This is a genomic window from Streptomyces sp. CB02056 (assembly GCF_001905545.1).
Classification (GTDB): Bacteria; Actinomycetota; Actinomycetes; order Streptomycetales; family Streptomycetaceae; genus Kitasatospora.
This window is the reverse complement of sequence record NZ_LIPD01000009.1, coordinates 62,683-88,362: the sequence shown is the minus strand read 5'-3', so window position 1 is coordinate 88,362 and position 25,680 is coordinate 62,683. Positions and strand designations below refer to the sequence as shown.

General features: G+C 74.2%; 21 protein-coding genes and 1 pseudogene. 13 read left to right on the top strand and 9 right to left on the bottom strand.

From position 1 onward, the window contains the following. Positions 1-131 precede the first annotated feature (131 nt). The 12 genes from AMK13_RS24445 (at position 132) to AMK13_RS24390 (ending at position 15,547) form a co-directional block, all read left to right on the top strand. Entirely contained in the window at positions 132-2,282 is a 2,151-nt protein-coding gene (locus AMK13_RS24445) for a UvrD-helicase domain-containing protein (protein ID WP_074004090.1), read from the top strand. Between the two features lie 126 nt (positions 2,283-2,408). Beyond that, positions 2,409-2,891, top strand: a complete 483-nt coding sequence (locus AMK13_RS24440) for a GreA/GreB family elongation factor (RefSeq protein ID WP_074004089.1) — start codon at positions 2,409-2,411, stop codon at positions 2,889-2,891. 245 nt (positions 2,892-3,136) lie between these two features. Then, on the top strand, positions 3,137-4,456 hold the full coding sequence (locus AMK13_RS24435; RefSeq protein WP_074004088.1) for an MFS transporter: 1,320 nt from the start codon (positions 3,137-3,139) through the stop codon (positions 4,454-4,456). Further along, positions 4,444-5,319: a formate dehydrogenase accessory sulfurtransferase FdhD gene (gene fdhD, locus AMK13_RS24430; protein WP_049657281.1), complete on the top strand. Its 876-nt coding sequence runs from the start codon at positions 4,444-4,446 to the stop codon at positions 5,317-5,319. The genes AMK13_RS24435 and fdhD overlap by 13 nt, the downstream gene beginning before the upstream one ends. After that, positions 5,320-6,240, top strand: coding sequence for a LysR family transcriptional regulator (locus AMK13_RS24425; RefSeq protein WP_074004087.1), 921 nt, complete (start codon positions 5,320-5,322; stop codon positions 6,238-6,240). Positions 6,241-6,382: 142 nt separating this feature from the next. After that, positions 6,383-8,728 carry an FdhF/YdeP family oxidoreductase gene (locus AMK13_RS24420; RefSeq protein WP_074004086.1) on the top strand — a complete coding sequence of 782 codons (2,346 nt, stop codon included), beginning with the start codon at positions 6,383-6,385 and terminating at the stop codon, positions 8,726-8,728. 511 nt (positions 8,729-9,239) lie between these two features. Continuing rightward, positions 9,240-10,889, top strand: a complete 1,650-nt coding sequence (locus AMK13_RS24415; RefSeq protein ID WP_074004085.1) for an NRAMP family divalent metal transporter — start codon at positions 9,240-9,242, stop codon at positions 10,887-10,889. A 55-nt stretch (positions 10,890-10,944) separates the two neighbouring features. Further along, positions 10,945-11,214, top strand: a complete 270-nt coding sequence (locus AMK13_RS24410) for a hypothetical protein (RefSeq protein ID WP_074004084.1) — start codon at positions 10,945-10,947, stop codon at positions 11,212-11,214. Positions 11,215-11,324: 110 nt separating this feature from the next. Further along, positions 11,325-11,708, top strand: a complete 384-nt coding sequence (locus tag AMK13_RS24405; protein ID WP_049656267.1) for a winged helix-turn-helix domain-containing protein — start codon at positions 11,325-11,327, stop codon at positions 11,706-11,708. 99 nt (positions 11,709-11,807) lie between these two features. After that, positions 11,808-12,278: a hypothetical protein gene (locus AMK13_RS24400; RefSeq protein WP_074004083.1), complete on the top strand. Its 471-nt coding sequence runs from the start codon at positions 11,808-11,810 to the stop codon at positions 12,276-12,278. 102 nt (positions 12,279-12,380) lie between these two features. After that, positions 12,381-14,138 (top strand): ABC transporter permease, encoded by a 1,758-nt coding sequence (locus AMK13_RS24395; protein ID WP_074004082.1) that lies wholly within the window; start codon positions 12,381-12,383, stop codon positions 14,136-14,138. Positions 14,139-14,152: 14 nt separating this feature from the next. Next, positions 14,153-15,547, top strand: coding sequence for an ABC transporter ATP-binding protein (locus tag AMK13_RS24390; RefSeq protein WP_079272399.1), 1,395 nt, complete (start codon positions 14,153-14,155; stop codon positions 15,545-15,547). Positions 15,548-15,551: 4 nt separating this feature from the next. On the opposite strand, the gene AMK13_RS24385 is transcribed toward AMK13_RS24390, so the two are convergent. Beyond that, a complete protein-coding gene (locus AMK13_RS24385; RefSeq protein WP_049656270.1) occupies positions 15,552-15,962 on the bottom strand; it encodes an ArsR/SmtB family transcription factor in 411 nt (136 codons plus the stop codon). Positions 15,963-16,163: 201 nt separating this feature from the next. Between AMK13_RS24385 and AMK13_RS24380 the strand changes: the two genes are divergently transcribed. After that, on the top strand, positions 16,164-17,189 hold the full coding sequence (locus AMK13_RS24380) for an isocitrate/isopropylmalate dehydrogenase family protein (protein ID WP_074004081.1): 1,026 nt from the start codon (positions 16,164-16,166) through the stop codon (positions 17,187-17,189). A 30-nt stretch (positions 17,190-17,219) separates the two neighbouring features. Here AMK13_RS24380 and AMK13_RS24375 read toward each other — a convergent pair whose 3' ends face one another. From AMK13_RS24375 to AMK13_RS24340, 8 genes and pseudogenes are all read right to left on the bottom strand, one after another. Further along, entirely contained in the window at positions 17,220-17,546 is a 327-nt protein-coding gene (locus AMK13_RS24375; RefSeq protein ID WP_049656274.1) for an antibiotic biosynthesis monooxygenase family protein, read from the bottom strand. Between the two features lie 120 nt (positions 17,547-17,666). Beyond that, positions 17,667-19,007, bottom strand: coding sequence for an FAD-dependent oxidoreductase (locus AMK13_RS24370; RefSeq protein WP_049656276.1), 1,341 nt, complete (start codon positions 19,005-19,007; stop codon positions 17,667-17,669). A 15-nt stretch (positions 19,008-19,022) separates the two neighbouring features. After that, positions 19,023-20,198, bottom strand: a complete 1,176-nt coding sequence (locus AMK13_RS24365) for a cytochrome P450 (RefSeq protein WP_049656281.1) — start codon at positions 20,196-20,198, stop codon at positions 19,023-19,025. Between the two features lie 161 nt (positions 20,199-20,359). Beyond that, complete coding sequence (locus AMK13_RS24360) at positions 20,360-22,159, bottom strand: non-ribosomal peptide synthetase (RefSeq protein ID WP_107418836.1); 1,800 nt, start codon at positions 22,157-22,159, stop codon at positions 20,360-20,362. After that, positions 22,156-23,226: an LLM class flavin-dependent oxidoreductase gene (locus AMK13_RS45115; RefSeq protein WP_049649200.1), complete on the bottom strand. Its 1,071-nt coding sequence runs from the start codon at positions 23,224-23,226 to the stop codon at positions 22,156-22,158. The genes AMK13_RS24360 and AMK13_RS45115 overlap by 4 nt, the downstream gene beginning before the upstream one ends. Further along, positions 23,223-23,810 carry a flavin reductase family protein gene (locus tag AMK13_RS45110; RefSeq protein ID WP_241853013.1) on the bottom strand — a complete coding sequence of 196 codons (588 nt, stop codon included), beginning with the start codon at positions 23,808-23,810 and terminating at the stop codon, positions 23,223-23,225. The genes AMK13_RS45115 and AMK13_RS45110 overlap by 4 nt, the downstream gene beginning before the upstream one ends. Before the next feature lie 355 nt (positions 23,811-24,165). Then, a pseudogene (locus tag AMK13_RS46440) lies at positions 24,166-24,645 on the bottom strand (sigma-70 family RNA polymerase sigma factor); the annotation flags it as partial. Between the two features lie 354 nt (positions 24,646-24,999). Further along, entirely contained in the window at positions 25,000-25,380 is a 381-nt protein-coding gene (locus tag AMK13_RS24340; protein ID WP_198959425.1) for a winged helix-turn-helix domain-containing protein, read from the bottom strand. Positions 25,381-25,680: the final 300 nt, after the last annotated feature.

The window sequence follows — 25,680 nt, the reverse complement described above, 5'->3', positions numbered from 1 at the left end:
CCACCCCCGAAGGTGATCACCGCCACCCTCGATCCGACCACCCGTCGGGCGGCCCGGCGTGAGTGATCATCCGGGCCAGTACAGTGAAACGCACGGCCCGGGCGGACGGGCACGGGCACGAGGGGGCCGGGGTGGCGACGCTGGGCATGCACCGGGACTTCCTGATGGAGTTCGCGGCGCTGGAGAAGCCGGTGCAGCGGCGGGTCTTCGAGACCTTCGAGAAGTTCACCGAGGCCACCCACACCGGCGTGCACCTGGAGAAGCTCACCAACCAGCGGGACCCCCGGATCCGGACCATCCGGATCACCGACTTCTGGCGCGGGGTCGTCCTCAAGGCCGACCGGGGCGACGGCTACCTCCTGCTGAAGGTCCTTCCGCACGACAAGGCCAACGACTGGGCGGTCAAGCACCGGGCCTCGGTCAACGCCGCCACCCAGGGCGTCGAGATCCGCAACGACGTCGCGCTGGAACGAGCCTCCCGGTCGCTGAAGGCGCTGGCCGCCGACGAACCCCGCAGGCTCTTCGCCGACCGCTCCGACAAGGTCCTGCGCAGCCTGGGCGTCGACGAGGAGATCCTGCCGATCATCCGGCTGCTCCCCGACGAGGCCCACCTGGAGGCGCTCCACCGCGTGCTGCCGGAGCAGCAGTTCGACGTCCTGGTCGGCCTCGCGAGCGGGATGGAGCCGGCCGAGATCGATCGTGAGATCGTCCGGGCGTACGCCCGGGCGGCCGCGCCCACGAGCGTCGACCAGCCCGCCGACGGGCTGGTCTCGGCGATGGCCCGGGCGCGCGGCCGGGTCGCCCTGGTGTCCGGGCCCGACGAACTGCTGGAGATCCTGGAACGCCCCTTCGACGCCTGGCGGATCTTCCTGCACCCGGCCCAGTACCGGGTCGCCTACCGGGAGTCGTACAGCGGGCCGGCCCGGGTGACCGGCGGCCCCGGCACCGGGAAGACGGTGGTGGCCCTGCACCGGGCCTACCACCTGGCCCGCCGGTTGCCGGCGGACGCGCCTGACGGATCGATTCTGCTGACCACCTCCTCCGAGGACCTCGCCGCGGAGCTGGAGCGCTGCCTCGCCCTGCTCGTGACGGACGGACGGATCCGGGCGAAGGTCCGGGTGGTCACCGTCGACGCGCTGGCTGCCGAGGTCCTGCGGCGCTCCCTCGGCGGCGCCCCGTCGAAGGTCCTCTTCCAACAGCACCCGATCCTGGCCCGCTGGGGACGGGTCGCCCGCCGGCTCGGCGTCGGGTTCACCGACCTGTTCCTCGACCAGGAGTGGCGGCAGGTCGTACTGGCCCAGTCGATCGGGAGCCGGGAGCAGTACCTGAAGGCCCCGCGGACCGGACGGGGCAAGGCCCTCGGAACGCCGGAGCGGACCGAACTGTGGCACGCGGTGGCCGCGTTCGAGGAGGAGCTGCGCAAGGCCGGGGAGTTGACGTACCTCCAGGTCTGCGCGCGGGCCGCGCGGATGCTCGACGAACAGGGCGACCGCCCGTTCCGGCACGTGGTGATCGACGAGGCGCAGGACCTGCACCCCGTCCAATGGCGCTTCCTGCGCGCGCTCGTGGCCACCGGCCCGGACGACCTGTTCCTCTCCGGCGATCCGCACCAGCGGATCTACGGGAACAAGGTCTCGCTGCGCTCGCTCGGCATCCAGGTGGTCGGCCGCTCCTTCCGGCTCCGGATCAACTACCGGACGACACAGGAGATCCTCACCTGGTCCGCGTCCCTGCTCACCGGCGAACGCCCGGACGACATGGACGGCGGGGAGGACTCGCTGGCCGGCTACCACTCGACCCTGCACGGCGCCCACCCCGACGTGTCCGGCCACCCCGACCGGGCCGAGGAGTTCCGGGCCCTCGTCGCCCGCGTCGAGGAGTGGACCGCCTCGGGCGTGAGCCCGGAGGACATCGGCGTCGCCGTACGGACCGGACGGCTCGGCCGCGAGGCCGCCCACGCCCTGGGGCGAGCCGGGATCCCGACCCACGTGCTCGGCGACGCGCCGTCGCCCGGCATACGGGTCGGCACCATGCACCGGATGAAGGGCCTGGAGTACCGCTGCGTCGCCGTGGTCGGCGTCAGCGACGGCACGGTGCCCCTGCGCAGCGCGATCACCCCGGCGGACACCGACCCGCTGCAGCACCAGGAGGACCTCACCGGCGAGCTGAGCCTGCTCTTCGTGGCGTGCACCCGCGCCCGCGAAGCCCTCAGCGTGTCCTGGCACGGCACACCGAGCGTCTTCCTCGAACCGATCGTCCCGGCCCGGCTGCTCACCCGCTGACCCACGGCCCCGCGGGGCCCGCTCCGGGTGGTCGACCGGCCCGGAAGTTGCCCGGGGGTGCGGGTGGTGGGGTAATGGGAGACGGCCGGTGTTCGAGTGTGTGACGAGCAGCCCCGGGAGCTTGGGATGAGCGGTGGGCCGGAACCGATCAGTGCCGAGGGTCTGCGTGCGGTGCGGGAGGAATTGGCGCAGCTGCGGGTGGAGCGGGGGGAGGTGGCCGCGACGCTGCGCGGGGTGGATCCGGTGGGGGACCGGGCGGACGCGGCGGACGAGTTGCAGCGGGCGTCGGAGGTGGCGCGGCTGGACCGGCGGATCGTCGAGCTGGAGGCGCGGCTGCGGGAGGCCGAGGTGGCCGGGGAGCCGTCCGCGCGGGTGGTCGGGGTGGGGTCGACGGTGAACGTGCGGTTCGACGACGGCACGGAGGAGACCGTCGAGATCTCGGAGATCGCGGAGGAGCGGGACCTCACCCTGGTGACCTTCGACAGCCCGCTCGGGAAGGCGCTGCTCGGGCGGCACGCCGGGGAGACGGTGAACTACGACACCCCGGCCGGCGCGGCCAGCGCGGTGGTGCTGTCGGTGGGCGCCGACGCGGGCCCGCAGTCGGGCTGAGGCGGCGCGACGCGGCACGGCGCGGCACGGTCGAATTCCGGTCGGAATTCCGGGGGAAACGGGCCGGGATATCGACGGGGTATCCGCGGGGCTGTTGATAGGCGGGGCTTATCGGTTCAGTCGTGTTGCCTCTTTGACGTGCTGCGATGGCCTGCCGGACACTGGACGGGAATCGGGGAACCGGGAATTCCCAGCGAATTCCCGCCCCCGGAAAGCACCCGAGAGAAACCGAGCAGAGCGCGCGCATGCCCCCGTCCCGCACCGCCCGCTGGCTCCCGGCGGCCGCCGCCGTCGCCGTCGCCGCCTGGGGCGCCAACCAGTTCACCGCGCTGGCCACCGTGTACCGGGCGCGCACTGACTGGTCGGCGCTCTCGCTGGCCGCGATGTTCTCGGTCTACCTGGTCGGCCTGGTGCCCGGGCTGCTGCTGGGCGGGCCCGCCGCCGACCGGTACGGCCGGCGGCGGACGGTGCGCGGCGCGCTGGGACTGTCCGCCGCCGCCAGTGTCGTGCTGGCGCTGCCGGACGAGCCGTCCGTGTACGCCGCCCGGCTGGCCACCGGCTTCGCGGCCGGGCTGGTCTTCCTGGCCGGGACGGCCTGGCTGCGCGAGCTCTCCGGGCCCGCCGTCCCGCCCGAGCGGGCGGCCCGCCGGGCGATGTACGCCACCGGTACGGGCTTCGCGGCGGGCGCGCTGGCCTCCGGGGTGCTCGCCGAGTGGCTGCCCGGCCCGACGGGGCTGCCCGCCCTCGCCCACGCGCTGGGCTGCCTGCTGGTACTGCGGGCCACCCGCGGGCTCCCGGAGACGAAGCCGGAGGCCGGAGCAGGGGCCAAGGCGGACGGCAGGCCGGAGAGCACCCCGGGCCGCGGCAATCCCCCGCACCGCACGGCAGCCGTCCGCCACCCCCGGTTCCGCTACGTCGTGCTGCCCGCCAGCCCGGCCGTGCTCGGCGCCGCCACCGTGGCGTACGTGGTGCTGCCGCCGCTGGTCGCCGACCGGGTGCCCGGCTACGCCCCGCTGTTCAGCGGCCTGGTCGCGGCGCTGACCCTGGCCACCGGCGTGGTCGCCCAGCCCTTCGCCGCCCGGCTGGACGACGCGGACAGCGCCCGGGCCACCCTCACCGCGATGGCCACCGTCATCGCCGGGCTGCTGCTCGGCGCCGTCGCCGCCGCCCGCGACTCGGTGGGCCTGGTGGTGGCCGCCGCCGTGGTCCTCGGCATCGGGTACGGGCTGACGCTCGGCGCGGGGCTGCACGAGGTGGAGCGGCTCACCCGGCACGCCCCCGACCCGCACGCCTCCGGCCCGACCTCCGCCTCGCTCTACCAGAGCACCACCTCCAGCGGCTTCCTCACCCCGCTGCTGCTCGCCGGCATCGCCGGCCACGCCTCCTACCCGGCGCTGCTGGCAGCCATGGCGGCCGTCGGCCTGCTCTGCCTGGCGGTCACCGCCGCCCACAGCCGCCGCCACCTGCCGGCCGGGGAGCACCCGGAGCCGCCGACGCGCGAGGATGCATCCGTACAGTCCGTCGCCAGCACACCACCGAGGAGCCGACCGCCATGGGCCGAGTGACCGTACCCCGCAGAGTGCTGCGCCTGCGCCAGGGCGCGCCCTCGTACCGTCCCGACACCCTGGCCGCCGAGGAGCCGATGGAGATCCGGGTCGGCGGGCGCCCGCTGACGGTGACCATGCGCACCCCGGGCAGCGACTTCGACCTGGCGGCCGGCTTCCTGGTCAGCGAGGGCGTGGTGCACGCCGCCGGGCAGGTGGCCGGCATCCGCTACTGCGCCGGCGCGACCGCCGACGGCGGCAACACCTACAACGTGGTGGACGTCCAGCTGGCCCCCGGTGTGCCCGCCCCCGACGCCTCGCTGGAGCGCAACTTCTACACCACCTCCTCCTGCGGCCTGTGCGGCAAGGCCAGCCTGGACGCGGTGCGCACCACCGCGCCGTGGAGCGTCGCCGAGGACGGGCTGCGCGTCACCCCCGCGCTGCTCTCCGCGCTGCCGGACCGGCTGCGCGCCGCCCAGAAGGTCTTCGACAGCACCGGCGGCCTGCACGCGGCCGGGCTGTTCGACGCCGACGGGCGGCTGCTCTGCCTGCGCGAGGACGTGGGCCGGCACAACGCCGTGGACAAGGTGGTCGGCCACGCCCTGCGCGAGGGGCTGCTGCCGGCCCGCGGCACGGTGCTGATGGTCAGCGGCCGGGCCTCCTTCGAGCTGGTGCAGAAGGCCGTGATGGCGGGCGTTCCGCTGCTCGCGGCGGTCTCCGCGCCGTCCTCGCTGGCCGTGGACCTCGCGGAGGAGACCGGGCTGACCCTGGTCGGCTTCCTGCGCGGCGAGTCGATGAACGTCTACACCCGCGCGGACCGGATCGACGTCGGCCCGGACGTCCGAACCGACGCCGAGGCCGCCGTCCGGGAGGAAGGCCGGTAGATGCTCTTCCGCCAGCTGGAGTACCTCGTCGCGCTCGCCCGCGAGCGCCACTTCGCCCGCGCCGCCCAGGCCTGCCACGTCTCCCAGCCCGCGCTCTCCGAGGCCCTGCGCAAGCTGGAGGACGAGCTGAAGGTGCTGCTGGTGCGGCGCGGGCGCAGCTACGAGGGGCTGACGCCCGAGGGCGAGCGGATCGTGCTGTGGGCGCAGCGCATCCTGGCCGACCGGGACGCCCTGCGGGACGAGGTGGACGCGCTGCGCACCGGCCTGGCCGGACGGCTGCGGATCGGCTCGGTGCCGACCGCCTCGGGCGCCGTCCCGCTGCTCACCGGACCGTTCTGCGCCGCCCACCCGCTGGCCGCCGTGAAGCTGTCCACCGACCTGCGATCCGACGAACTCCTGCGCCAGGTGCGGAACTTCGAGATCGACGCGGGCATCACCTACCTGCCCGGACCGGGCGCCGACGACCTGCGCGCGCTCCCGCTCTACGAGGAGCGGTACGTCCTGCTGACCGGTCCGGCCGACGAACTGGCCCGGCACCCCCGGGCGACCTGGGAGGAGGCCGCCCGGCTGCCGCTGTGCCTGCTGCACCCGGGCATGCAGGGCCGCCGGGTGCTGGACGAGGTGTTCGCGGGCCTCGGCCTCGAGGCCACGCCCCGAGTCGAGACCGACTCGGTGGCCTCGCTCTTCGCCCACGTCCGCACCGGCCACTGGGCGAGCATCGTGCCGTACGCCTGGCTGCACGTGTTCGGCGTGCCGCACGGGATGCGGGCCGTCCCGCTGGCGGAGCCGGTGCACAGCGCGCCGATCGGGCTGGTGACCGCCGCCCGGGAGCCCGGCTCGGTGATGGCCCGCGCGCTGCTGGAGGTCGCCCGGCGCACCGAGGTGGCCGCCGTCCTCGGCAGCCTGCCGGGCGGCGCCTGACCACCGGGCGCCCACACCGGGCGCACGGACCCTGGGCACGGAGGCCCGGCACCCGCGGCCGCTCGACGCGCGCGCCCCGACCGCCCGGCATAGCCTCGACCCAGCCCCGGTTGTCCGACCCGTGCGACGGAAGGCGAGTACCGTGACCACCTCCGACGACGCCGCCACCACTCCCCCGCGGAAGCAGCCGCAGGAGCCCCCGCGGGAGCCGCGGGAGGACGTCGGCCCCTCCCCCGCCGGGCCGCCCCACGTCGCGCCGTACCACCACCCGGCCGCCGGCTGGGGCGCCGCCAAGAGCGTCACCCGCTTCCTGGCCCGCGAGGGCGCGTACCTGGACGGGCCGCGGGCGGTGATGCGGATGAACCACGAGAACGGCGGCTTCGACTGCCCCGGCTGCGCCTGGCCCGACGACACCAAGGGCCTGCACCTGGACATCTGCGAGAACGGCATCAAGCACGTCACCTGGGAGATGACCCGCAAGCGGGTCGGCCGGGAGTTCTTCGCCGCCCACTCGGTGACCGAGCTGTCCGGGTGGAGCGACTTCGCGCTGGAGGACCAGGGCCGGCTCACCGAGCCGATGGTCTACGACCCGGACACCGACCACTACGTCCCGATCGGCTGGAAGGACGCGTTCGCCCTGGTCGGCCGCGCCCTGCGCGGGCTGGACGACCCGAACCGGGCGGCGTTCTACACCTCCGGCCGGCTCGGCAACGAGGCGACCTTCCTCTACCAGCTGCTGGCCCGCGAGCTGGGCACCAACAACCTGCCCGACTGCTCCAACATGTGCCACGAGGCCAGCGGCCGGGCGCTGCAGGCCTCGCTCGGCACCGGGAAGGGGACGGTCGACCTCAAGGACTGGGAGGTCACCGACGCGCTGTTCATCCTGGGCGTCAACGCGGCCTCCAACGCGCCCCGGATGCTCACCTCGCTCGCCGAGGCGTACAAGCGCGGCGCGCAGGTCGTCCACATCAACCCGCTGGTCGAGGCGGCGGCGACCCGGACGATCATCCCGCACGACTTCACCGACATGGCGCTGAACCGGGCCACCCGCACCAGCACCCTGAACCTCCAGCCGCGGATCGGCGGCGACATGGCGCTGCTGCGCGGCATGGCGAAGGCGGTCCTGGAGCAGTCCGCGGCCGACGACCGGGCGCTGGACCGGCTGTTCATCGACCGCCACACCACCGGCTTCGAGGCCTACCGCGACATCTGCCTGGCCACGCCCTGGGAGGAGATCGAGCGCCAGAGCGGGCTGGAGCGGGCCGACATCCTCGGGGCGGCCCGGGTCTACCGGGAGGCCGACCGCTCGATCTTCAGCTGGTGCCTGGGCGTGACCCAGCACGAGCACGGCGTGGACACCGTCCGGGAGATCGTCAACCTCCTGCTGCTGCGCGGCAACCTGGGCCGCGAGGGGGCGGGCCCCTCCCCGGTGCGCGGGCACAGCAACGTCCAGGGCAACCGCACCTGCGGCATCGACCACCGGCCCGCCGCCGGGTTCCTGGACCGGCTCGCCGAGGTGTGCGGGATCGAGCCGCCGCGCGAGCACGGGCTGGACACCGTCGGCACGATCGAGGCGATGCGGCGCGGCGACGTCACGGTGTTCGTCGGCATGGGCGGCAACTTCGCGCTCGCCGCGCCGGACACCCCGTACACCCGGCAGGCCCTGGAGACCTGCGAGCTGACCGTCCAGGTGAGCACCAAGCTGAACCGCAGCCACCTGGTGCACGGGCGGGCCGCGCTGATCCTGCCCTGTCTGGGCCGGACCGAGAAGGACCACCAGCGCGCCGGGGTGCAGTCCACCTCGGTCGAGGACTCGATGAGCATGGTGCACCTGTCGGTCGGCATGAAGCGCCCGGCCTCGCCGCACCTGCTCTCCGAGCCCGCGATCGTCGCCGGGATGGCCCGCGCGGCGCTGCCGGACAGCGCCACCCCGTGGGAGTGGTACATCGAGGACTACGACCGCATCCGCGACACCATGGCCCGGGTCCTGGACGGCTTCGAGGACTTCAACCGCCGGGTGCGGCTGCCGCTGGGCTTCCGGATCAAGCAGCCGGCCCGCGAGCTGGTCTTCGACACCCCCTCCGGCAGGGCCGAGTTCTCCGCCGCCCCGCTGCCCGACGTCGTCCCCGGGGCGGGCACCCTGGCGCTGGGCACCATGCGCTCGCACGACCAGTGGAACACCACCATCTACTCGGACGACGACCGCTACCGGGGCGTGAAGAACCTGCGCACCCTGGTGTTCATGAACCGGGACGACATGCGCGAGCGCGGGCTGGCCGAGTTCGACCGGGTGGACGTCACCAGCACCGCCCGGGACGGCAGCACCCGCTCGGTGCACGGCTACCTGGCCGTCCCGTACGACATCCCGCGCGGCTGCGCGGCCGGGTACATGCCGGAGCTGAACGTGCTGTGCGCGATCGGCGACTACAGCACCCAGAGCGACCAGCCGATCATGAAGCATCTGAAGGTGACGATCGAGAAGTCCTGAAGCGGAGGACCGGGACGAGCGCCTCGGAGCGACCGGAACGCCCGGAGCACCCGGAGCACCCGGAGCACCCGGAGCACCCGCCAAAGGTAAAGGTTTAACCAAGTGCGCAAGTATCACCTCCGGACGGGACTAAGCTCTGACGAGTTGGGGTGAACCGGCGGTCGCGTTGCGCGGGCCGGTGAACTCCTTGCCGCGTCGATGACACGCACCACGGGGTGCGCCGGCCGGGAGGAGGCGAGAGACATGGATTGCAGTAGTCCGGGCCACAGTTGCCCCTACCCCCGCTTGCCCTCGTACACCTCCGGCATGCGGTAACAACCTTCCCTGCACAACGTCCTGACGATCCGTCAGCCACGACGTCCACGCCACGTCCGCACGCGGCTCCGCCGTGCCCGCACACCTCCGTACGGGCCGCGCAGCCGCGCGCCGATGCGCCGTGTCCGCTTGCAGGGAGCGCTGCCGCCTGCCTCCGAACCGCCCCGCCTGTCCGGGGCCCAGGGAGGAAACCACCATGACCACCCACGCCACACTCAACTCCACTGTCCCCGAGCCGCGTTCGGCCGTCCTGGACGACGCCCACCTCGGTGACATCAAGGGTGCGCTCGGCACCATCCGGCTCGACGACACCACGCCCCGCCACGGCCTGTCGGCGCGGCTGAAGACCCTGCTCGCGATCATCGGGCCCGGCCTGATCGTGATGGTCGGCGACAACGACGCCGGCGCCTTCTCCACCTACGGGCAGGCCGGGCAGAACTACGGCACCCAGCTGCTGTGGACGCTGCTGATGCTGGTCCCGGTGCTCTACGTCAACCAGGAGATGGTGCTGCGGCTCGGCGCCGTCACCGGGGTCGGGCACGCCCGGCTGATCCTGGAGCGCTTCGGCAAGTTCTGGGGCGCGTTCAGCGTGATCGACCTCTTCCTGCTGAACGCGCTGACCCTGGTCACCGAGTTCATCGGGGTCACGCTCGCGGCCGGGTACCTCGGCCTGCCGAAGGCCGCTTCGGTGGTGCTGGCGGCCGGGATCATCATCGCCTCGGCCTTCACCGGCTCGTTCCGGCGCTTCGAGCGGGTCGCCGTGGCGCTCTGCCTGGGCTCGCTGCTGCTGGTGCCGATCTACTTCATGGTGCACCCGAAGACCTCGCAGATGGCGCACGACTTCGTGGTCCCGAGCATGCCGGGCGGGTCCGGTCAGCTCGCGGCCGTGATGCTGGTGATCGTCTCCATCGTCGGCACCACCGTGGCGCCCTGGCAGCTGTTCTTCCAGCAGTCGTACGTCATCGACAAGCGGATCACCCCGCGCTTCATGAAGTACGAGAAGGCCGACCTCTGGATCGGCATCGTGATCGTGATCGTCGGCGCCGCCGCCATGATGGGCCTCACCGCCGCCGCCTTCGCGGGCACCGACGGCTTCGGCCAGTTCTCCGACGCGGCCGCCGTCGCCCGGGGCATCGAGGACAAGGCCGGGCACCTGGCCGGCGTGCTGTTCGCGATAGCCCTGCTGGACGCCTCGATCATCGGCGCCTTCGCGGTGTCGCTGTCCACCGCGTACGCGATCGGCGACGTCTTCGGCATCAAGCACTCGCTGCACCGCGGGGTGAAGGGCGCCAAGGGCTTCTACGGGATCTACGCGGGCCTGGTGGTCGCGGCGGCGGCGATCACGCTGCTCTCCACCGACTACACCCAGGGCCTGATGACCCAGTTCGTCCAGGTGCTGGCCGGGGTGCTGCTGCCCTCCGCGACCGTCTTCCTGCTGCTGCTCTGCAACGACCGCGCCGTACTGGGGCCCTGGACGAACGGGCCGAGGACCAACGCCTTCACCTCGGCGGTGGTCGGCGTCCTGGTGATGCTCTCGCTGATCCTCACCGCCGCCGTGGTCTGGCCGGACATCAGCTCCGACGCGATCCTGTGGATCATGGCCGGCTGCGGCGTCGCCGGTGTGCTCGTCGCCGGGTACTTCTTCACCTTCGGGCGCCGCGGCACCAAGGAGGACCCGGTCGACCGCACCGGCCGGGAGAACTGGCGGATGCCCCCGCTGGAGACCCTCGACAAGCCGGTGCTGTCCACCGCCCGCAAGGTCGGCATGGGCGCCCTGCGCGCCTACCTGCTGATCGCGATGGCGATGGTCGTCGTCAAGATCGTCCAGACCGCGCTGAACCACTGAGCCGACCGGCTCCGCGCACGCCCTGCCCGTTGTCCCGTCACGGAGGTGACCTGCCATGACCATCGTCGCCGTCTTCCGGCCCACCCGTCCGTCCACCGACCGGGGCCGACTGCGCTCCACCCTCGCCGCCGTCGGCCGACGCCTGGCGGCGAGCCCCCTCGACAACAGCGTCCTCCGGGCCGCCCCGGCTCCGGCCGCCGGCCCGGCGGCCGGGTGCGGCGGCCCGGCGGCCGCGGGCACCGGCGGGCTGCGGGCCCGCTGGCGGGCCGTCCCGGCGCCGGACGGGACGGCCCGGCTGGAGGCCACCTGGCACCCCGGCCGCTGAGCGGGCGGAGCGGCGCTCCCGCTCCGCCCGCACCCCCGCCCCGTCCGCGCCGCCCGTCCCGTCCACCCCGGTCGCCCCGGCCGCCCAGACCCCGAAGGAGCCCCTCCGCCATGGCCCTGCGCTACCCCAGGCTCGACGCCCTCTTCTCGGACCACCCCGCGCCCGCCCGGCGCCCGGCCCCGCGGCCGGCTCCCGCGCCCGGCCTGGTGGTGGACACCGAGCAGCGCACCGTCACCGTCGAGGGCCGCCCCGTCACCATGCCGTACCTGGAGTTCGAGCTGCTCGCCCACCTGGTCGGCAACCCGCTGCGGGTGCACTCCCGGCGCCAGCTGATGGAGAACGTCTGGGGGCGCCCGGACAGCGGCGACTCCCGCACCGTCGCCACCCACATCGCCCGGATCCGGCGCAAGCTCGGCCCCGGGCACCGGGAGGCGATCGCCACCGTCCGGCAGATCGGCTACAAGTACGACCCCCGGCTGGCCCGGACCGCCTGACGCCCTCGGCCGGACCTGACCTGACCTGACCTGACCTGACCTGACCGCCCGACCCCACCACCGAAGGACCCGACGACCGTCCGAAGGAGGACCCCCGCGATGACCCGAACCGCCCTGTTCCCCAGGACCGGCAGAGGGACCGCGCTGTGCGGCGTCCTACTGCTGATCACCGCCGAGGGCCTCGCCGTCGCCCTCGCGCCCCACCCCCTGCGGCTCTTCCTGTCCGGCACGTTCATCGGCGCCTCGACCGCCGGGCTGCTGCTCGCCCTGCTGCTGGCCACCAGCCGGCGGCGGGCGGGCGCGGCCGCGGCGGCGGGGGCCCGGCCGTTCCGCGACGACGCCCAGTGGTTCAGCGCCCGCTCGCTGGACGGCTTCCCGATGGAGCAGGTCCGCCCGCTGCTGCTCGCCCCCGGCGCACCCGGCCTGAGCCGGCTCTACACCGCCTGGGTGTTCGCCACCCACGGGCACGACCCGCAGTGGATCGCCCGGCACCTGGACCTGCCCGTCCGCACCGCCCGGCTGCTGGTCACCGCGGCCCGGCGGCACACCGGGGCCGCTCCCACCCGGTAGCGACCGGCGGGGCCCGGGCAGCGGTCCTCGAAACGCGGGACGGGTTTGCGTACGGACGTACCGAGGGAGCAGACTGCCCGGGTTTGCGCCGGAGGTACCGCCATGACCCTGCCGAAGTCCGTCCCGGCCCTGTCCCGGGGCTCGCTGCCCGCCCGGACGGCGAGCCGCCTCGGCGGTCGGGTGTGGGTGGACCTGGTCGTCGCGGCCGCCGTGCTGGTGCTGCTCTACCTGGGGCTGCGCCTCGGCCAGGGCGGCACCCTCCGGTTCTCCACCGCCCGGGACGCGGCCGTCGACACCGACCCGGCCCGGCTGCCGTACGACGCCCTGCGCTCGCTGCTGCGGATGTTCACCGCGCTCGCCGTCTCGGTCGTCTTCACCTTCGGCTACGCCTACGCCGCCGCCCGCAGCCGCCGGCTGGAGCGGGTGCTGATCCCGGCGCTGGACATCCTCCAGTCGGTGCCGGTGCTCGCCTTCCTGAGCGTCGCCGTCTCCGGCTTCCTCGCGCTCTTCCCCGGCTCGATGCTCGGCCTGGAGTGCGCCGCCGTGTTCGCCATCTTCACCTCCCAGGCCTGGAACATGACCTTCGCCTTCTACCAGGCGCTGGTCTCGCTGCCGCCCGAACTCGACGAGCTGTCCCGCTCGTTCGGGTTCAGCCGGTGGACGCGGTTCTGGAAGGTCGAACTGCCCTCGGGCATGATCGGCCTGGTCTGGAACGGCATGCTCGGCTTCGGCGGCGGCTGGTTCTTCCTGGTCGCCTCCGAGGCGATCACCGTGGACGGCCAGCGGTACGCGCTGCCCGGGGTCGGCTCGTACGCGGGCGCGGCCATCGCCGCCGGGGACCTGGGCCGGGTCGGCTGGGCGATCGCCACCATGGTGGTGCTGGTGGTCGGCGTCAACTTCCTGTTCTGGCGGCCGCTCACCGCCTGGGCCGAACGGTTCAAGAACGAGCAGTCCGAGGCCACCGAGGTGCAGCGCTCGGTCGTGCTGGACCTGCTGCGCCGCTCCCGCCTGCCCACCGCGCTCGGCCGGGCGCTGCGGCCCGTCGGGCGGGCCCTGAACCGGGCCGGGCGGGTGTTCGGCACCGCCGAGCGCCCGCCGGCCGTCCACCCCGGCCGGCGGCGGGCCGGGGACGTGGCCTTCGGCCTCGTCTCGGGCGGCATCGTGCTCTGGGGCCTCGTCGACCTCGGCCGCTACCTCGCCGACCGCACCGGCCTCGGCGTCTTCGGCGAGCCGCTGCTGCTCGGGCTCGCCACCCTCGCCCGGGTGGTCGTGCTGGTCGCGGTGGCCACCGTGGTCTGGGTGCCGATCGGCGTGCGGATCGGCTTCTCGCCCCGGCTGACCAGGATCGCCCAGCCCGTCGTCCAGGTGCTGGCCGGCTTCCCGGCCAACTTCGTCTTCCCCCTGGTGGTCTGGCTGCTGCTGCGCACCGGGGTGTCGATCGACCTCGGCGGCATCCTGCTGATGGCCCTCGGCTCCCAGTGGTACATCCTGTTCAACGCCATCGCCGGGGCCATGGCCGTCCCCGCCGACCTGCGCGAGGCGATGGACGACCTCGGCGTGCGCGGCCGGCAGCGCTGGCGGCGGCTGATCATCCCCGGGATCTTCCCGGCGTACGTCACCGGCGGCATCACCGCCTCCGGCGGCGCCTGGAACGCCTCCATCGTCGCCGAGGTGGTCACCTTCGGCTCCACCACGCTCACCGCGACCGGCCTCGGCGCGTACATCGCCCGGGCCGCCGAGCACGGCGACCACCCGCGCCTGCTCGCCGGGGTCGCGGTGATGAGCCTGTACGTCGTCGTCCTCAACCGTCTGCTCTGGCGCCGGCTGTACCGGCTGGCCGAGCGCCGCTACTCGCTGTAGTCCGGAGTCCGCCGATGCGCTTCCCCTTCCGCCGCCGCCCCGCCGAGCCCGCGCCCGTCCCGCGCGGGGACCACCCGCACGGCGACGCCCCGCGCCCGGACGACGAGGTCCTGCTGGAGACCGTCGGCCTGACCAAGGCCTACGCCGGGGCCGCCGGCGAACTGCCGGTGCTCTCCGGCATCGACCTGACCGTGCGGGCCGGCGAGATCGTCGCCGTGCTCGGCCGCTCGGGCTCCGGCAAGTCCACCCTGCTGCGCTGCCTGGCCGGCCTGATCCCGCCCAGCTCCGGCACCGTCCGCTACCGCGGCACCCCGCTCACCGGCGCCAACCCCGGCACCGCGCTGGTCTTCCAGACCTTCGCGCTGCTGCCCTGGCTGACCGTCCGGCAGAACGTCGAGCTCGGCCTGGAGGCCCGCGGGGTGCCGCCCCGGGAGCGCGCCCGGGCCGCCGCCCAGGCCATCGACCTGATCGGCCTCACCGGCTTCGGGTCCGCCTACCCCAAGGAGCTCTCCGGCGGCATGCGCCAGCGGGTCGGCTTCGCCCGGGCGCTGGTCGTCGAACCGGACGTGCTGATGATGGACGAGCCGTTCTCGGCCCTCGACGTGCTCACCGCCGAGAACCTGCGCGGCGAGCTGATGGAGCTGTGGGACTCCGGCCAGTTCCCGACCCGGGCCGTCGTGCTGGTCACCCACAACATCGAGGAGGCGGTGCTGATGGCCGACCGCGTCGTGGTCCTCGGCGCCCGCCCGTACGGGACCATCCGGGAGACCGTCGAGGTCGACCTGGAGCGGCCGCGCGACCGCGACTCGGCCGCCTTCGACGAGCGGGTGGACCGGGTGTACCGGATCATGACCGGCCGCCCCAAGGACACCCGGGCGCCCGGCCGCACCGACCAGCCGGGCCCCGACCCCGACCGCCGCACCGTCGCCAGCACCCCGCTGCCCACCGCCGGCGTCGACGGCCTCTCCGGTCTCGCCGAGACGATCGCCCACCGGGGCGGCGGCTGCGACCTGGCCGGCCTCGCCGACGAGCTCGGCCTGGACATCGACGACCTGCTCCCCCAGGTCGACGCCCTCGACCTGCTCGGCTTCGCCGAGGTCCACGGCGACGACCTGCTGCTCACCGACGCCGGCGCCGCCTACACCGGGGCCGACGCCCAGGACTCCCGCGCCGTCTTCGCCGCCGCGGCCCTGGAGGTCCCGCTGATCAAGCTGATCGCCAACAGCCTCGGCGACCGGCCCGGCGCCACCGTCCGCACCGGCTTCCTGCGCGACCTGCTCGGCCGCCACTACACCGTCGAGCAGACCGACCGGCAGCTGGAGACGGCGACCGACTGGGGCCGCTACGCGGGGCTCTTCGCGTACGACGCCGACCGGCAGGAGTACCGGCTGGACGCCCCGGAGCGCTGAGGGCTCAGCCCGTCGCCGGGCGGCGGCGCACCGCGCGGGCCGCGCGGGCGAAGGGCTGCGGCGCGGTGGCGCCGGCCGGGGCGGCGCCGTCGTCGCCGCCGTCGCGGCGGTCGGGCAGGTCGTGGGCGATCAGCGCGGCCTCGGTGAGCAGCCCGCGCACCTCGGTGGCCCGGTAGAAGATCCGGGTCCCCTCCCGCCGTGCCACCACCAGCCCGGCCGCCCGGAGCTTCGCCAGGTGCTGCGAGGTCGCCGCGACGTGCGCCCCCAGCAGCTCGGCCAGCTCGCTCACCGGCAGCTCCCGGCGGCTCAGCGCCCACAGCAGCCGGTACCGCGACGGGTCGGCCACCGCCTTCAGCACCGCCACCGCCCGCTCCGCCGCATCGGCGTCCCAGGCCTCTTCCCGCGCACCACCCATACAGGGATCGTACCGATCCGTACCCGGGCACCCGGAGCCGGGAATCCCCGCTCCCCGCGCCGACGGCGGCCGCCGGGTGAATGAAGCGCGACAGAACCGGGGGTACGCGCCGCGGCGGCGCCTAGCCTGGGCCTGGGCCCGGCCGGAACTGCGCACCGGCCGGGCGGAGTTGGTCCTGTCCGCCGCGAGGAAGGGTCGGCCGTGGCTGCCATCAGTGTGATTCCGGGCGACGGCATCGGCCCCGAGGTGGTCGAGTCCGCGCTGGGGCTGGTCGACGCGTTCGGCCTGGGGCTGGACGTCGACGTGCTGGACCACGTGGGCGCGGAGCGCTACCGCCGGGAGGGCGTGGCACTGGGCGAGGCGGACCTGGCCCGGGTGGCGGCGAGCGGCGCGGTGCTGCTCGGCGCGATCGGGCGGCCGGACCTGGAGCACACCGGGTACGTGCGCGACGTCCTGCTGGAGCTGCGCTACGCCTTCGACCTGTACGCCAACTACCGGCCGGTGCGCCTGTGGCACGACCGGCTCAGCCCGCTGCGGGACCCGGCCCGGCGCGCCCTGGACTGCGTGATCGTCCGGGAGAACACCGAGGGGCTCTACAGCGGCATCGGCGGGAACCTCCGCGCCTCCTCCGACCACGAGGTGGCCGTCGACGCGGACGTCAACACCCGGCACGGCGTCTCCCGGATCCTGGACTTCGCCTTCGCCACCGCCCGCCGGGAGGTCTGCCTGGTGGACAAGGCCAACGCGGTGCGGGCCGGCGGCCGGCTGTGGCAGGAGTGCTGGCGGCGGGCCGCCGAGCGGCACCCCGGCGCGGCCACCCGGCACCTGTACGTCGACGCCGCCGCGATGAAGCTGGTCACCGAGCCCGAGCGGTTCGACGTCATCGTGGCCAGCAACTCGCACGGCGACATCCTCAGCGACCTCGCGGCCGCGCTGGCGGGCGGGATCGGGCTGGCGCCCTCGGCGAGCCTCAACCCGGAGAGCGGCTTCGGGATGTTCGAGCCGGTGCACGGCTCGGCGCCGGACATCGCGGGCCGGGGCGTCGCCAACCCCTTCGCCTGCCTGCTGACCGCCGCGCTGCTGCTGCGCCACCTCGGCCACGACACGGAGGCGGCCGCGACCGAGGCGGCTGTCGCCGGATCGATCGCGGCCGGACGGACCACCCCGGACCTCGGTGGCACGCTGAGCACCCGGGAGGCGACGCGCGCGGTCCTCGCCGCCCTGTGACGGCGCCCGCCGGGGGCCGGGACAGCGGGCTCAGGGCGCCGGGTACGCCTCGGGCTCCAGGGTCGAGCTGGTCCGGATCACCTCGGCGACGGTCAACTCGTAGAAGGCGTACCACTTCTCCTTCCCCTGCTGCTGGGCGTTGTGGTGCTCCACGTCGGCGCGCCACCGCGCCAGCGTCTCGGGGTCGCGCCACCACACCAGGGCGAGGCGTTCGCCGTCCTCGGTCTCGTAGTTCTTGACCTGGACGAGGTCGTCCCCGTAGACCGCCCGCACCTTCTTGGCGAGGTAGTCCTCCGTGGTCTCGTACTCGTGGTCGTACTGCTCCGAGAAGCGCGACCTGAAAACGACCAGAATCATCGTTGATCTCCCGTCAGTTCCGGCTGGTGACACGACAGTTCACGCGACTCGTGCAGATCGGGCGGACCGAGCAGGCAGAGCGGACCGAGTAGGCAGAGCGGGCCGTGCTGACCGCGCGGCTCAGCCTGCCCCGGCGAAGGCCCGCAGCTGCGGGTCGGGCAGCTCGGCGGCGCCGGCGCCGTGCCGGCTGAGGATCCGCCGGGCCAGCTCGCGCAGCCGGTGCTCCTCGGTGAGCGCCAGGGAGTAGCTCTCCTCGCTGAACGCGCAGCGCTCGTACAGGGGCCGGAACCGCTCCGGCATCAGGTCGACCAGTCGGCGCGCGATGGCCTCCTCCGCCTCGTGCCTGGGGTCCGGCAGCCGGGACATCGTCCAGTAGTGCCGGTAGGAGATGTCCGCGATCGCGTCGCCGTCGCCCTTGCGGATCCGCTCGTACGCGGCGAAGGCCCGTTCCCAGTCCCGCTCCCGGTCCAGGCAGGCGACCAGGGTGCGGACGTCCTCGAAGGCGGCGTTCATGCCCTGGCCCATGAACGGCGCCATCGCGTGGCAGGAGTCGCCGACCAGCGCGGCCGTGCCGCCCAGGACCCACCGGTCGCACCGGGTGAGCCGGACGGCGGAGACCGGCTTGGCGCCCAACTGCTCCTCCAGGTCCGGGATTCCGGCCGCCAGCCGGGGGAAGACGGCGGCGAACTGCTCGGCCAGGGCCCGCCCGCCGACCGCGGCCCGGTAGGACGGGCGCGGGCCCTCCCGGCGGAAGAACACCGAGCCCGCGAAGCGCCGGCTGGACACCTGCGGGAAGGCCCCGAACAGCGCGTCCCCGGCCGGCCAGTAGTGCATCACCCCGCGGTCGCAGTCGGGCAGGTCCAGGACGATCTCCTGGTAGGCCAGTTCCAGGGTGCTCACCCGCGCCCGGGCGCCCCGCTCGACGAGGGCGCCGCGCACCGCCGAGTGGACGCCGTCGCAGCCGATGACGTGCCGGCACCGCACCCACCGCTCGGCGCCGCCCGCCCCGACCAGCAGCGCGGGCGCCGCCGGGTCCACGGCCAGCACCGGGTGGTCGAAGCGCAGGTCGACCCCCGGCTCGGCCTCGGCCGCGTCCAGCAGCAGCCGGTGCAGCGCCTGCCGCTCGACCGCCCAGATCGCCGCGCCGTCCCGGCTGTACGGGGTGACGGCGGTGCTGCCGTCCGGCAGGTGCCCGCACCGGCCGGTGATCGGCGCGCAGATCCGCCGCACCGCCGCTTCCAGGCCGAGTTCCCGCAGCACCCGCCGGCCCCGCTCGGAGAGGATCACCATCAGCGACCGGCCCTGTCCGGCCGGGATCCGCCGGGGGTCCGCGTGCCGTTCCAGGACGGTCACCCTGCCGTGGCGCCGGGCCAGGTAGAGCGCGGCGACCGGGCCGGCCAGCCCGGCCCCGACCACCACGATGCCGCCGCCCGCCGTCGCGGGCCCGTACGAGTCGCTCATCGGGGCCTCCCGCCGCTACCAGGTGACCGGGAGCTCGCGGACGCCGTAGGCCACGCCGTCGTACTTGAACGGGACGTCGGCGAAGTCGATGGCCAGGCGCAGCGTGGGGATCCGCCGGTAGAGCGTGCCGTAGACGGTCTGCAGTTCGAGGACGGCCAGCGGGCGGCCCAGACAGTGGTGGGGGCCGAAGCCGAACGCCAGGTGGTGCGCGGCGTCCCGGGTGATGTCGAGGCGGTCCGGGTCGGGGAAGTTGTCCGGGTCCCGGTTGGCCAGTTCGCTGGTCAGGATGATGCCCTCGCCGGCCCGGATCACGACGTCGCCGACGGTGATGTCCTCCAGGGCGACCCGGCGGCGGCCGGAGTGCGAGATGTTGAGGTAGCGCAGCAGCTCGTCGACGGCGCGGTTGACCACGCCCGGGTCGTCGGTCTCCCGCAGCACCGCCAGCTGCTCGGGGTTGCGCAGCAGGGCCAGCGTGCCGAGGGCGATCATGTTCCCGGTGGTCTCCAGGCCGGCGACCAGCAGCGTCATGGAGATGTACGACAGCTGCTCGGGGCTGAGCGCGCCGGGGCGGACCTGGGTCTCGATCACCTCGGAGATCAGGCCGTCGGCGGGCTCGCGCAGCTGGCGGTCGATCAGCTCCCGCAGGTAGCCGCGCAGCGCCTCCTGGGCGCCGACCACCATGTCGGGCGAGCTGTCCCGGTGCAGCATCCGGGTGCTCTCGTCCTGGAAGAACTCGTGGTCGGCGTACGGGACGCCGAGCATCCGGCAGATCACCTTGGTGGAGGTCGGGAAGGCGAGGCCGCCGACCAGGTCGGCGGGCCGGGGCCGGGTGAGGAACTCGTCGATGAGCCCGTTGACGATGTCGGCGACCTCGTCCTTGAGCGCGTCGATGTTGCGGATCGCGAAGGGCGGGGAGACCATCCGGCGCTGGCGGGCGTGCTCGGGGTCGTCGAGGGCGACGAAGGAGCGGCCGTCCTTGCGCCGTTCGCGGCTGCCCAGGTCGAAGTGCGGGTAGCCGGACCTGGTCGAGTCGGCGCTGACCCGGGGGTCGACCAGGAGCTTGCGCCCGAGGTCGTAGCCGGTGACCAGCCAGGGGGTGCTGCCGTCCCAGAGCCGGACCCGGACCGGGCCGGCGCCGAGCTCGCGCATGGCGGAGGGCGGGTCGAAGGGGCAGGCGGGCTCCTTCAGGATGGGGAAGCGGGTGAGCTGCCCGGTCGCGGAGCCGCCGGCGGGGTCGCCGGCGGAATCGGTTGCGGACCCGGTCGCGGAACCGGTCGCGTCGTCGATGGTCACGGAATCTCCCTTCCTCGCCGCGCCGCGCGGGGTCCCGCCGGGCGGCCCTTCGTGGTCTGTCACCCGTGCAGGGCCCGGGCGATCTCCCGCAGGTCCTGTGCCGCGAGGACCGAGCGGATCGGCACGCGCACCCCGAGCTCCTCGCGCAGCGCGCCGATCAGCCGCCCCGCCAGCAGTGAATTGCCGCCCAGGTCGAAGAAGTTGGCCTCCGGCTCGACCCGCGGCAGGTCGAGCAGCCGGGCGATCGTGCGGTACAGCCGCTCCTCCCGGGAACCGGGCTCCGCGCCGCCGACCTCTCCGGTCGCACGGTCCGAGGCAGGACGGTCCGGCGCGGTGCGGTCCAGGGCGGCGCGGTCGATCTTCCCGTTCGGGGTGGTGGGGAAGGCGTCGAGCACCTCGATCCGGGCCGGCACCATGAACTCCGGCAGCACGTCGGCGAGTCGGGCGCGCAGCGCCGCGGGGTCGAGGGCCGCGCCGGGGCTCGGGGTGACGTAGCCGACCAGGCGCGCGTCGGCCTGTCCGCCCCGCACCAGCACTGCGGCCAGGTCCACGTCGGGCTGCCGGGTGAGCCGGTCCTCGATCTCGCCCAACTCGACCCGGAATCCCCGTAGTTTGACCTGCCCGTCGGCCCGGCCGGCGAAGTGGAACCGGCCGTCGGCGGCGCGCCGGCCGCGGTCACCCGAGCGGTACATCCGGGCGCCGGGGGGACCGAACGGGTCGGGCAGGAAGCGGGTCGCGGTCAGCCCGGGGCGGCCGACGTAGCCGCGGGCCAGCCCGGAGCCGCCCAGGTAGAGCTCGCCCTCCGCCCCGTCGGCCACCGGCCGCAGCCGCTCGTCCAGCACGTACACCCGCGCCCCGGTCCAGGGGACGCCGATGTCGACCCCGTCCGCCGCGTCGATCGGCCCGGCGAGGGTGCAGCCGACGGTCACCTCGGTGGGGCCGTAGCCGTTGAACATCCGGCGCCCCGGCGCCCAGGCGCCCAGCAGTGCGGGGGTGCAGGCGTCGCCGGTGGAGGTCACCGTGCCTCCCTGGAGCACGTCCCGACTGTCCGTCACGCTCAGTGCGGCGGGCGGCAGGGTGGCGTGGTCGATCGCGTGCCTGGCCAGCGTCCCGTGCAGGGCGTCGCCCGGCAGCAGGTCCTCGTCGTCGGCGACCACCAGGGCGGCGCCGTGCAGCAGGGCCAGCGAGAGGTCCCAGAACCCGGCGTCGAAGCTGACCGAGGCCCAGGAGAGCACCCGCTCGCCGGGGGCCGGGCGCAGGTGCTCGGCCTGGGTGGCGACCAGGTCGGCGACGCCCTCCTGGGAGACGGCGACGCCCTTCGGGGTGCCGGTGGAGCCGGAGGTGTAGATCACGTACAGCAGGTGGTGCGGCGACAGCGGAGCCAGGCGCTCGTCCTGCCGGACGTTCCCGTCGCCGTACCGGGCGCAGGCCGCCGCGCACTCCGCGGAGTCGAGCACGACCTCGTCCAGTTCCACGCCCTCGGGCCGGGCGGCCGCGGTGCGCAGCAGCAGCCGCGGTGCCGCGTCCCGCACCATGAAGGCCTTGCGGGACGCGGGGTAGCGGGGGTCGAGCGGCAGGTAGGCGCCGCCCGCCTTGAGCACGGCGAGCTGGGCCACCACCAGCTCGGGCGAGCGCGGCACGGCCAGCGCCACCAGGTGGTCCGGGCCGACGCCGCGGTCGATCAGCAGCCGGGCCAGCCGGTTGGCCCGGGCGTTGAGCCGGCCGTAGTCGAGCGCGGTGTCCCGGTACAGCACGGCCGTCGCCCCGGGGCGGAGCGCCGCCTGCTCCTCGAACAGTTCGGCGACCGTACGGGCTCGCGCGGCCGCGGGTACGGCCACCGTACGGACGGGCGCGGTCACGGCGCCTCGCCCAGCCGCGGGCGGACCTCGGTGGCGAACAGCTTCAGGCTGCGCGACATGCTCTCCAGCGACTGCTGGCCGTAGTCGAGCTGGAACAGCACCACGTCCGTCCCCAACTCGGCCTCGATGCGCCGCAGTTGCTCGACAGCGCTGCGCGGGGAGCCGATCACCGCCAGGCCCGCCGCCTCGCTGGGGCCGGCCTGGTGCTTGTCGACCATGGCCTCGCGGTAGCCCTGGTAGGAGGTCGAGCTGCGCTCGCGCCAGGACTCCGCGGCCGCGCCGAAGGTGTCCCAGTGCCGGCGCAGCGCGGCGTTGCCCTCCGCCACGGCCTCCTCGTCGGAGTCGGCCAGGTACAGCGCGACGCTGATCGCGACCTGGGGCCGGCGGCCGGCGTTCTTCGGCGCCGCGGCGAAGCGCTGCCGGTACAGGTCGATCATCTCCCGTACCTGGCCGACCTGTTCGCGGCTGGGGGCGGAGGCGATCAGCAGGTTGTAGCCGGAGTCGCCGATCCACTCGAAGCTGGAGCGGGTGATCAGCGCGGCGGCCCACACCGGGGGGTGGGGGTCCTGGGTGGGCAGCGGGAGGGAGTCGGCGTCCCGGTAGCGGAAGAAGGGGGTGTCCTCGCTCACCCGGGACTCGGTCCACAGCCGCACCACCGCGTCCACCACCGCCCGGAACCGGTCCTTGCTGCTGTCCAGGTCGATGCCGAAGGCGTCGAACTCGTACGGCAGGAAGGCGCGGGCGAAGCCGACGTCCAGCCGGCCGCCGCTGAGCGCGTCGAGCTGCGCGGTGCGGGCCGCGAGCTGGATCGGGTGGTGGAAGGAGGCCTGGATGCCGCCGGTCATCAGCCGCACCCGGCTGGTGCGCGCGGCGACGGCGGAGAGGAAGGCGAGCGGGTCGGGGCAGTAGCCGCCGTAGGCGTGCAGGTAGTGCTCGGTCATCTTGACGTACTCGAGGCCGAGGTCGTCGGCCAGTTCGGACACCGCCAGCAGGTTGCCGTAGTACTCCTCGGCGCTGCGCACCAGCGGCGGGGTGTCGGGCAGCAGGGATATTCCGTAGGTCGTCATCTCTGGGCCTCCGTGGTCGGGTCCGGTGGTGCGTCGGGCAGGGCGCCGCGGCCGCCGAGGGACCAGTACGCGCGCAGTCCGTGGACCAGCGGCCGCGGCCGTCCGTCGTCCGCCGCGGCGGCCCGGTAGACCTCGCCGAAGAGCACCACGTGGTCGGCGACGGTCACCGAGCCGGTGATCCGGCAGTCGGCGACGGAGTGCGCGGCCCGGTCGAGGTGCGGGCCGGCCCAGTCCGGGCGGGCGGTCCACCCGACGTGCTCGAAGCGGTCGGGCCCCCGGGCGGCGAAGAGTTCGGCGACGGCGCGGGCCCGGTCGTCGAGCAGGTTCACCGCGAAGCCGCCGCTCCGTTCGAGGACGGCGAGGGTACGGCTGGAGCGCTGCATGCACACCAGCAGGGTGGGCGGGTCGGCCGACACGCTGGAGATCGCCGTGCAGGTCGTGCCGTACGGCCGGCCGGCCTCGTCTGCGGCGGTGATGACGGCGACGCCGGCGGGGAAGCCCGCCATCAGGGTTCTGAACGCGGTCGCGGAGACCGGTCCGGCCGTCGTGCGGCCGCCGGCCCCCGTCATGGGCGTGGGGGGCATGGGGAGGAACCTCCTGGCGTCCCGTCGGGAGCCGACGGTCGCGCTGTCCTCGGTCACGGTGTACGTCCTGGTCACGGCGTACGTCCTGGTGCGCGGCCTGGTCCTCGGCCGCCGCACACCGACTCTGGCACGGGCCCCGGCCGGGCCGTTCGGCGGAAAAAGATTTGCGAAAGAGGCGCTCCGCCCGCGCTGGTCGGGGCGGCCGGGCGGGGGCCGGGGCGGCCCGCACCACGTCGGGCGCCAGGGCGGCGGCGATCAGGCCGGTGTCCCCGGTGGCGGCCGCGAGCCGGAAGGCCGCCACCGCCTCGCGGTGGCGCTCCGGCTCCACCGGGTGCCGCTCCAGCGGGGACCGCACCTTCTGCCGGGCCCGGCTGGCCAGCTTCTTGGCGGTGGTCCGGCTGCGGTCGAGGAGCGCGCCGATCTCGTCGAAGGGCACCCCGAAGACGTCGTGCAGGACGAACGCGACCCGCTCGGCCGGGCTCAGCGCGTGCAGGACCACCCGCAGCGCGAGGCCCACCGACTCGGCCGCCAGCGCCTCCTGTTCCGGGTCCGCCTCCGCGCCGGGGCCGCAGGTGTGCGTCAACTCCTCGCCCCCACAGCGCTGTTGGCCCCCCGACCGGCTGCGCAGCGCGTCCAGGCAGACCCGGGAGGCGACGGTGCGGATCCAGCCGGGCAGGTTGCGCACCGCCGTGGTGTCGGCGCGGTCCAGCCTCAGCCAGGTCTCCTGCACCGCGTCCTCGGCCTCCTCCCGGGAGCCGAGGATGCGGTACGCGAGCCCCAGCAGCGCCGTTCGGCTCTCCTCGAAGAATTCCGCCAGCAGTTGGCGCTGATCCATCGGTCACCTTCCGGGTTCACGGTCCGTCGTACTGATGACCCGCGCACCGCGGGGCTTGTGACTCACGACCGTTCGAAGGAGAGTTCCGATGACGGAGGCCGTCGCCGAGATCCCCGCGTACACCGCGTACACCGCGGGCACCTGGAGCATCGACAAGGCCGACCCGCACATCACCCTGGACGTCCAGGCCTCGCTCGACGCCTGAGCCCGGCCCGGCGGGACGCCCTCTGCCCGTGTGAGGTACGGGCAGAGGGCACCGGCCGCACGCCGGGGTGGCGGCGTGCCGGCTGTACGGCGTACGGGCTTCGCGGTGTGCCGCCCGCGCGGGGTGTCAGCCGCGGTCGGCGCCGCCGGTCACAGGCCGTCCGCCTCCAGGATGTAGCCGCGGCCCCACACCGTCCGGATGCAGAGGCCGACCTCGGAGATCCGCCTCCGCAGCCGCATGATCTGCAGGTCCAGGGCGTTCCTGGAGATCGCTCCGGTGGCCCGGACCACCTGCTGCTCCAGCTCGGCCCGGTACACCACCTCGCCGTAGTGGGCGACGAGTTCCTCCATGATCCCCACCTGGGTGGTGGAGATGGCGACCGAGTTGCCGCCGAAGCAGAGCACCCCGGTGGAATCGACGGTCGGGACCCTGCGCCCGTACACGCGTTGGGACAGCGCCTGGATGCGCGCCTCGACGTCCCCGCGCGGGGCCGGCGACCTGATCCAGTCCTCCCCGGGGTCGACGCACACGGGAGCGTCATTGCCGGCCTCCACGACGAGCAGGCAGGGAATTCCCGCCTTTCGGCAGTGATTCCGTTTGTCCGCCTCGATGGGCCATCGTATTAACGTGACACCTTTGCTCAAGGGTGTCTCCCTCGTCAGAGAAAAAGGCAGTCTCGGCTTTCCTTGCTTTCTCGTACGAACCGCCCCGAAGGCAGTGGGAATCGACGCCCGGCGCGGCTCACGGCCGGGCCCGCGGCCTCCCGCCGGGGCGGGGCTCCGCAAGGCCCGGTTGCACACGTTCACCGACTGGTAAGCACACGTTTGCTG